This is a genomic window from Streptomyces sp. NPDC003697 (assembly GCF_053587115.1).
In genome coordinates this window covers 41,358-50,435 of the sequence record NZ_JBSFNN010000047.1, presented here as the reverse complement: position 1 = coordinate 50,435, position 9,078 = coordinate 41,358, and the positions used below count along the sequence as shown (strand labels likewise).

General features: G+C 74.7%; 3 protein-coding genes, 2 tRNA genes and 1 pseudogene. 3 read left to right on the top strand and 3 right to left on the bottom strand.

Translation table 11 applies throughout. The annotated features are described in order from the left end of the window. Nucleotides 1-159 precede the first annotated feature (159 nt). The gene (locus tag ACWDNY_RS19580) at nt 160-459 is read left to right on the top strand and encodes a hypothetical protein (protein WP_135793527.1); all 300 of its coding nucleotides are present in this window, start codon (nt 160-162) and stop codon (nt 457-459) included. Between the two features lie 153 nt (nt 460-612). On the opposite strand, the gene ACWDNY_RS19575 is transcribed toward ACWDNY_RS19580, so the two are convergent. Continuing rightward, a tRNA-Arg gene (locus tag ACWDNY_RS19575) sits at nt 613-685 on the bottom strand. Nucleotides 686-970: 285 nt separating this feature from the next. Next, nucleotides 971-1,061, bottom strand: a tRNA-Ser gene (locus ACWDNY_RS19570). Nucleotides 1,062-1,230: 169 nt separating this feature from the next. On the opposite strand from ACWDNY_RS19570, the pseudogene ACWDNY_RS19565 reads away from it, so the two are divergent. Both ACWDNY_RS19565 and ACWDNY_RS19560 read left to right on the top strand, forming a co-directional pair. Beyond that, nucleotides 1,231-1,713: pseudogene (locus ACWDNY_RS19565) on the top strand (SSI family serine proteinase inhibitor); the annotation flags it as partial. 346 nt (nt 1,714-2,059) lie between these two features. Then, nucleotides 2,060-6,952: a PAS domain-containing protein gene (locus ACWDNY_RS19560; RefSeq protein ID WP_451647029.1), complete on the top strand. Its 4,893-nt coding sequence runs from the start codon at nt 2,060-2,062 to the stop codon at nt 6,950-6,952. Nucleotides 6,953-7,313: 361 nt separating this feature from the next. Here ACWDNY_RS19560 and ACWDNY_RS19555 read toward each other — a convergent pair whose 3' ends face one another. Then, the gene (locus ACWDNY_RS19555) at nt 7,314-8,990 is read right to left on the bottom strand and encodes a long-chain fatty acid--CoA ligase (RefSeq protein WP_451647028.1); all 1,677 of its coding nucleotides are present in this window, start codon (nt 8,988-8,990) and stop codon (nt 7,314-7,316) included. Between the last annotated feature and the right edge of the window lie 88 nt (nt 8,991-9,078).

Genomic DNA, 9,078 nt, shown 5'->3' with positions numbered 1-9,078 from the left:
CGGGACGGAGTCCCGCAGGCCCAGGAGCGCAGCGGACGGTCCGAAATGCGATCACTCGTTCGCGGGACTTCGGCATATAGGGGCGATTTAGTGACAAGCCTCCCGTCGGCCGCCGAAAACGGCCAGGAAATCGCACCCCTCACACGAAGGACTTCGCCCATGAGCTTCATCCAGACCGGCAAGGTCGACCTGAGGTCCGACGACCCCATCGAGACGAGCGGCGGTAACACCTCGACCTTCACGCGCGTCACGTTCCCCAGCCCGTTCCCGCCGGGTTCCAACGTCGTCGTCTTCCCGCTGACCCAGACCTTCAACGGTCCAGAGACGCCAGGCATCCGCGTCCACGACGTCACCAACACGGGCTTCCTCATCCGTCTCAACGAGGTGTACGCCGGCGCCACCAAGAGCGACGGCAAGCACACCACCGAAACCATCGGCTGGCTGGCCGCGACCGTCTGACGCACACGGTCCGGCCCGGCGCAGGTATCCCGCCTCTTCAAACGGACCCGGCCAGAGCACTACGCGCCGACTGAGGCGGTTGCCGTCAAATACTGCCGTCAAGGCAAAAGCCGGAGGCCCTAAGGAGTGATCCTTAAGGCCTCTGGTCAGCTGTGCACTCGGCAGGATTCGAACCTGCAACCTTCTGATCCGTAGTCAGATGCTCTATCCGTTAAGCTACGAGTGCTTGTTCTGTTTTTCGTCTTCGCTCCCGGCTCCTTCGACCCGCTCGCGGCGACAGGAAGAACATTACATGACTGCCGCCGCCATGTGAAATCCGTTCCGCACACCCCTTGTGACCTGCGGAAACGTCCAGTGAGGTGGTCTCGGTGGTGCCTGCGGGCGGGGCGCTGGGGCGGTGCGGAGTCGGTCGCCCAGGCAGTCGCTGCCGGCCCGGCTCCGCACAAAAGGTCCCGGCATCGCACACGCGCCGAAGCCCCGGTCCGCGGACCGGGGCTTCGGTGATCATGCGCGGAGGCGGAGGGATTTGAACCCTCGATGGGCTTTAAGGCCCAAACCGCATTAGCAGTGCGGCGCCATAGACCGGACTAGGCGACGCCTCCAGCACAACCGCTCACGCAAGCGCGCGAGTGGTGCGTGCAGATGATGACACAGTCGAGCGGGGTGTCACCAATCGACGTCCACGGTACTAGGCAGGCAGGCCGCAGGGCAAAGGCCTTCGCGTCGTGGCGCCGTACGCAACGTTCCGGGGCGCGAGCCGTTGGTCCGGGCATGATCCAGGTCAGCTCCCCCACACCCGGGGCCGCCGCGCGCGGGCCCCTGCGGCGCCTCCTCCTCGGTGCGTCCGCCCCCGTCGCCCTCCTCGCCTCGGTGTGCGCCGTGCCCGCCGCCTCCGCCGCCGCGCCCCCGCCCGGCCCGGACGGCGGCCGGGCCGGCGACCACCTCACGGTCACCGTCCGGCACGCCGGCGACGGCCGGGACGGGACGTACGAGGTGTACTGCCACCCCGACCGCGGCAGGCACCCGGACGTGCGGGGAGCCTGCGGCGCCCTGGACCGGAACAGCCGGTGGGGCCGCGACACCTTCGCGCCGGTGCCGGAGGGCAGCGTCTGCACCATGGAGTACGGGGGACCCGCCACCGCCCACGTCACCGGGACGTGGTCCGGGCGCCCCGTCGACACGACGTACGACCGGAGCAACGGCTGCCAGATCGACCGCTGGAACCGGCTGGTGCCGCTGCTGCCCGACATGGGGGCGGGGCGTAGGGGGCCCGGGCCGGTGGGGGTGGTCCCGGCGGCAGCCGCCGCAAGCCCCGGCGGGTCCCGGCCGACCCGCCGCAGGGCGTGCGCACGGCTCCGGGACCGCGACGGCAAACGGCCCGTAAAAATCCCGCGAAGGTCCTGCGAAGCGGCGGGAGAGCCCGCCGGGAAGGCGGAGCGAACGGTCACGCGTTCCCCGTCACTTCGTCGTGCGACCTCCTCCTCAACCCGCGTCGCGAGCCGACCGCAGCGCATAGACTCCCTCGCGTGACACGCCGGGGACCGGTTGGCAAGATGGCCCCCGCGGTCGGCAAGGTGCGGTAACAGGGAGGAAGCGTCTCGTGAGCAGCAGGCCATCCCGAGGCGCTGCTCGCCTCGCTGCCATACTCGACGCGCTGCCCGACGCGTTGGTGCTGGTCAACGCCAACGGGACCGTCGTCAACGCCAACACCATCGCGCTGGAGGCCTTCGAGGCGCCGGGGACCGCCCTCGTCGGGCGGGGGCTGCTCGACCTGCTGCCGCAGTTCGACTCCAAGCTGATCCCGGGGTCCATGCGGCGCCCCGACCACATCGATCCGCGGGCGCGTACCAAGCCGACGCGGATGACGGCGCGGCGGACCGACGGCACCGAGTTCCCGGTCGAGGTCACGAGCGCGAACCTGGAGAACGGCCAGCAGGCCTACGACGGCTACGGCTACACCGGCGACGAACTGCTGATGCTGGTCGTGCGCGACCTGTCCGGCACCGTCGACACCGAGGCCGAGCTGGCGCGTTCGCAGCGGCAGACGGAGATGATCCTGCGGGCCGCGTCGGAGGGCGTCGTCGGCACCGACACCGACGGCCGAATCGTCCTCGTCAACCCCGCCGCCGCCCAGATCCTGGGCTACCGGGCCGGTGAGCTCGGGGGCCGCGAGCTGCACACCCTCGTCCTGCACTCCCGCGCCGACGGATCGCCCTTCCCGTACGAGGAGTCACCGCTCGCCGACACCCTGCGCTCCGGGCGCAAGCACCGGGTGCGCGGCCAGGTGCTGTGGTCCAAGAGCGGCGACAAGGTGCCGGTCGACCTGACCACCGCGCCCGTGCGCGACGGGGACCAGCTCGTCGGGGCCGTGATGACCTTCACCGACCGGCGCCCCTACGACGCGCTCGCCGAGGAGAAGACCGACGTCGAGAAGCGGCACGCCGAGGAGCTGGAACAGCTCGCCGAGGAACACGCCTCCGAACTCACCGGCCTGCGCCGGCAGCACGCCACCGAGATCGAGGACCTCACCGAACGGCACGCCGAGGAACTCGCCGCGAACGAGGAGCGGTACGCCGCGCTCGGCGAGCGGGAGAAGGACCGCTACGAGGCCCTGGCCGCCCGGCACGAGCAGCTGCTGACCCTGCTCGCACGGTCGCTGCGCGGTCCGCTGGACGAGCTGCGCCGCGAACTGGCCGCCCTCGCCGCCGACGACGCCGGTCAGCTGTGGCCCGAGGCCAACCAGGTGCTGCACCACCTCTCGGCCGGCTACTCGCGGATCACGACGCTCATCGACAACGTCCTCGGATACCAGCGCCTCGACGCCGGCAGCGAGGGGATCACTCGGACGAAGGTGATGCTCGACGCGGTCGTCGCCGCCGGCGTCGAAGGGGCCGTCGAGCTGGTCGGCCCGGGGCGGGTGCAGTTCGCCGTGCACGCGCCGCCCATCGAGGCCGAGGTCGATCCGCAGCGGCTCGCGACCGCGCTCGCGCACCTCGTCGCGGACGTCGCCGGCGTCGACGCGACCGGCAACGCGCCCGTGTCGGCGGGCGGATACATGGACAACACCGTCGTGGTGGCCGCGGCGCAGCGCGGCGAGGTGGTACGCATCGAGGTGCGCGGGCCGTACACCGGGGGAGACCCGGTGCACGAACCGATCGTGCGCGGGATCGTGCGGGCGCACGGTGGCGTGCTGCAGACGCACGAGGTGCCGGGGATGAGCGGCAACGCGTACGTGCTCGAGGTGCCTCTCGGCGGCGGGGCGGGTGCCGTGGTGGCCGCGCCCGGCGCCGTGCCGGCGCAGGACGCAGGTCAGGATCACGGCCAGGGGTTCGGTGAGGATCCGGCCGCCTTGGGCGGTCCCGGTGCCGGGCAGGGTGTCTCCGCGGAGGTCGCCGTTCCCGAACCGGCCTCGGCCCGTGGACGGCGGCGGGCCCGGCGGGCCTCCACGGACGCGTTCCTGGAGGCAGACGGCGAGAGCGACGCAGACGGCGAGGGCGCGCAGTCGGCGCCGACCGGGCGGCGCAGGAGGCGCGCGGCCGGCCCGGCCCCGGAGGCGGAACCCGTACCGGCTCAGGACGCCGACGGCTCCGGTGGCACCGGGCGACGGCGCGGGAGGCCCGCGGACGGCGCGGGCGTGGCCGAGGGCGCCGTCGTCATGGCGGGCGAACACGCGGCGGGCACCGCGGCGGCGGGCACCGGCCTCGGCGGGACGGTGCCGCCGCAGGGAGTGCCCGCGCCCACCGGACGGCGGGCCCCGCACGACGGCGGCGAGCCGCACGCGCTGCCCCCGGCCCGGCCGGCCGCCCCCGAAGGGGCGGGCGGCCCCGACGGCGAGGCCGCGCAGCCGACCGGGCGCCGTCGGCGTGCCCTCGCCGCGGCGACCGAGCGGGCCGCCGCGCAGGACGCGGCCCCGCGCACGGTCTTCGCCCTGCCGCCCGCCGAGGCGGACCGGCCCTCCGGCCCCGGCCCCCAGCAGGTCCGGCCGGGACAGCCCGCCCCGGCCGGACAGCCGGCGCAGCCGCAGGTGCAGGTGCCGCCCCAGGTGGCCCCGGTCGACGCCGTGGCCGACGCGGGCCGGCACGACGCCGTGCCCCAGGACCAGACCGACGACCACACCCCGCCGCAGCCGCATCCGGCGAGCGCGCCGACGGGGCGCCGCCGCCGTGCGGTGGCCCAGCCCTCCGGGGCGGCCGGCGTGCCCGCGCAGGCGGGTCCCGTCACGGGCGCGGAGGGTCAGGGCCTGCCGGGCGCCGAGGTCCGGCCCGGCGTGCCGGGGCAGGGCGGTGCGGTTGCCCAGCAGGGCGGTCCGGCCGCGCCGAGGCCGCAGATGCCGCAGGCGCAACCGATGCCTCAGGGACAGCAGGTCCCTCAAGGACGGCCGGGTCAGATGGCCGCCGCCGTCCCGGCGCAGGGCGCCGCGGGGCAGCCCGCGCCCGCCGCGCAGGCGGTGCCGCCGGCCGATGTGCGGGTTCCCGGTCAGCCGGTACCGGCACCGGGGCAGGCGGCCCTCGGACAGGCGGTTCCCGTCGCGGCACAGGTGCCTCCGGGTCAGCCGGTCCCGATGCAGATGACACCCGGACAGCCGGTCCCGGCGCCGCAGGTTCCGGGGCAACCGGCTCCGGCACAGGTGCCTCCGGGTCAGCCGGTCCCGATGCAGATGACACCCGGACAGCCGGTCCCGGCGCCGCAGGTTCCGGGGCAACCGGCTCCGGTCCAGCAGATGCCGGGGCAGCCGGTTCCGCCGGTGCCGGGGCCGCCCGCTCAGGGAGCCGGTCCCGCCCCCGCGCCGAACGCCGCCGCTCCGGCGCGGACGCCGGCCGCCCAGCCCCTTCCCGGGCAGGGCGCACAGGTCCCCGCCGCACCGGCGCAGGCCTCCCCCGGTCAGACCGTGCCGGGCGGGCCCGTTCCGGCGCAGGGTGCTCCTGCCCGGAGCGTCCCCGCCCAGGGCCTCCCCGCCGCGCAGCCGGCGCCCGGCGCGGGTACTCCCGTCCCGCAGCAGTGTCCCGGCGCCGGAGACACCACCGGCATCCCCGGCACGCCGGGCGGTGTCACTCCCGTACCGCCGCACGGCGCCCCCGCGCCCCTACCGCAGAACGGCGCCCCGCACCCCGTCCCGCCGAACGCACCCGGCGTCCCGGTGGCTCCGCCCGCACCCGGCGTCCCGGTGGCTCCGCCCGCACCCGGCGTCCCGGTCCCGCCGGCCCAGGGCGCTGCCACGCCCGCGCCCGGCACGCCGCTGCCGCCCGAGCAGGCGTCAGCGACGGGGCAGGCGGTCGCACCGCCCGCCGGGCAGCACGCCGGCGTGCCTCCCCGTGCGGCCCAGCCGCTCCCGGCGGAGGCCGCCCCACAGGGCGACCCCAACTCCACCCAGGGGCGGGCGATAAGCGTGCGCACCCTGGGTCAGGGTGTGCCGTTCAGCCGGCAGGCCGCGCAGGCCCAGGCGCCGCACCCCGCCTCCGCCACGCCGCCTCCCCACGCCACCGGCGGTTCCGGCCGTCGCCGCAAGCTGGGCACGCGGCCCGACCCGGCCGCCGGACAGCCGGATCAGCGGTCCGGGGCCGCCCGTCCGCAGCCACCGGCCGAACAGACCCCGGCGCCGGCATCCCTGGCCGGGCAGTCCCGGCTCGCGCCGGGCACCGAGGGCGCCGGGCGGTCGTACGCGATAGGAGCCCCGGACGTGAACGCCGCCGAGGGGCCCGAGCCCCTGGACGGTCCGGGCGGCGCCGTGGAGATCGCCGACACCCCGCGGCCGCAGCCGATGGACGACGAACTGCCGCCGGAGCCACTGGACAACCCGCGGCGGCTGCTGGTGTGGCCCGCGCCGGACGTGAACACCCAGCAGGCGCTGAGCGACCGCGGCTACCGGCCCGTGATCGTGCACTCGCGCGAGGAGGTGGACGCGCAGATCGCCGCGTTCCCGGCCGCGCTGTTCGTCGACCCGCTGACCGGGCCGATCACGCGCACCGCGCTGCAGTCCCTGCGGCGGGCGGCGGTCGCGGCGGAGGTTCCGGTGCTGGTCACGGCCGGACTCGGGCAGGCGACGCGCGAGGCCGCGTACGGGGCCGACCCGGCCGTCCTGCTGAAGGCGCTGGCGCCGCGGGACAGTGAGCAGCACCCGCCGCGCGTCCTGCTGATCGAGGAGCACGCGGAGATCGCGCTGGCCCTGACGGCGACGCTGGAGCGGCGCGGGATGCAGGTGGCGCGGGCGGCGAGCGACGCCGACGCGGTGACGCTGGCCGGGCAGTTCCGGCCGAACCTGGTCGTGATGGATCTGATGCAGGTGCACCGGCGCCGGGCCGGGATCGTCGACTGGCTGCGCGCGAACGGGCAGCTCAACCGCACCCCGCTGGTCGTCTACACGGCCGCCGTCGACCCGGCCGACCTGCCGCGGCTGGCCTCCGGCGAGACGGTGCTGTTCCTCGCGGAGCGGTCCACCAGCGGCGAGGTGCAGGACCGGATCGTCGACCTGCTGGCCCGGATCGGCACCAACTGAGCAACCGAACCCGTCGGCCGGCCGGGAACCGGCCGGCCGTCGGTGGTCCGGCTCCCGGCGGCCGCCCGACGGCTGCGCCACGACGTCCATGCCAGGACGGCACGGCTGAGCCCACCATTCGTGCCGCCGCCCCGGCACGGACGTACGGGGCGGCCTCATACCGCGCGCCCGGCACGGACGTGCGCTGCGCCCCCGACGGCGGCACCGCGGACATCCACGCCGGGCCGACACGGCCGGTCCGCGCCGACCGCGCCGCGCCCGCACGGACGTGCGCCGCGGTCTCACGCCGCGCGCCCCGCACGGCGGCGCAACGGCGGCCATGCCGCCGCCCGGCACGGGCGTGCGCCGCGGCGCCCTGCCCCTACAGCCGGGTGACGTCCAGGTCCCCGGACGCGTACTGCCTGCGCAGCACCTTCTTGTCGAACTTGCCGACGCTGGTCTTCGGCACCGCCTCGATCACCGTCCAGCGCTCCGGGAGCTGCCACTTGGCGATCCTCCCCTCCTCCAGGAGGAAGGTCCGCAGGGTCTGGAAGTCGGCGCTGGCGCCCTCCTTCAGCACGACCGTGGCCAAGGGGCGCTCGCCCCACTTGTCGTCGGGTACGGCGACGACGGCGGCCTCGGCGACGGCCGGGTGGGACATCAGGGCGTTCTCCAGCTCGACGGAGGAGATCCACTCGCCGCCCGACTTGATGACGTCCTTGGCCCGGTCGGTGAGGGTGAGGAAGCCGTCGGGGCTGATGGTGCCGACGTCGCCCGTCTTCAGCCAGCCGTCCTCGCTGAACTTGTCGGCGGGGCGCAGCGGTTCGGCGTCGGGGCCGTTGTAGTACGCGCCGGCGATCCACGGGCCCCGGACCTCCAGCTCGCCGGCCGACTCGCCGTCCCAGGGCAGGCGTACGCCGCCGGGGCCGGTCAGCCGGGCCTCGACGCCGGCCGGGAAGCGGCCCTGGGTGAGCCGGTAGGCGAACTCCTCCTGCGTGCCGACGGCGTGGGCCGGCGGGCGGGCCACCGTGCCGAGCGGGGAGGTCTCCGTCATGCCCCAGGCGTGGCAGACCCGCATGCCGAGCTTGTCGAAGGCCTCCATGAGGGAGGGCGGGCAGGCCGAACCGCCGATGGTGACCTGGGTGAGGGAGCCGACGTCACGGGGCCGGGCGGTCAGCTCGGCGAGCAGGCCCTGCCAGATGGTCGGGACGGCGGCGGCGTGGGTGGGCTGCTCCTGCTCGATCATCTCGGCGAGCGGGGCGGGCTGGAGGAAACGGTCCGGCATGAGCATGTTGACGCCGGTCATGAAGGTGGCGTGCGGCAGGCCCCAGGCGTTCACGTGGAACTGGGGGACGACCACGAGCGAGGTGTCCTGGTCGCTCAGGCCCATGGACTGGGTCATGTTGACCTGCATGGAGTGCAGATAGACCGAGCGGTGGCTGTAGACGACGCCCTTGGGGTCTCCGGTGGTGCCGGAGGTGTAGCACATGGAGGCGGCCTGGCGCTCGTCCAGCTCGGGCCAGTCGTACGCGGTCGGCCTGCCGGCGACGAGTTCCTCGTACTCGTGCACCTGGACGGCGGCCCCCGCGAGCAGGGAACGGTCGCCCGGGCCGGTGACGACGACGTGCTCGACCGTGGTCAGCTGCGGCAGCAGCGGGGCGAGCAGCGGCAGCAGGGAACCGTTGGCGATGACGACCCGGTCGGCCGCGTGGTTGACGATCCAGGCCAGCTGCTCGGCCGGGAGGCGGAGGTTCAGCGTGTGCAGGACCGCGCCCATGGACGGAATCGCGAAGTACGCCTCGACGTGCTCGGCGTTGTTCCACATCAGGGTGGCCACCCGCTCGTCGTCGACGACGCCGAGGTCATCGCGCAGGGCGTGGGCCAGCTGGGCGGCGCGGGCGCCGACCTCGGCGAAGGAGCGGCGGTGCGGCTCCCCGTCTCCCGTCCAGGTGATCACCTGTGATGCACCGTGGATCGTCGACCCGTGGGTCAGGATCCTGGAGATCAGCAGCGGTACGTCCTGCATGGTGCTCAGCACGGCGTCCTCCCGGGGCGGCATCGCCTACGCGGTGGTCAGGGGGTCGCGCTGATTCTGCGCACATACCGCGCGGTATGTCACTAGGGAAGGGTGATCGATCACGTGACGT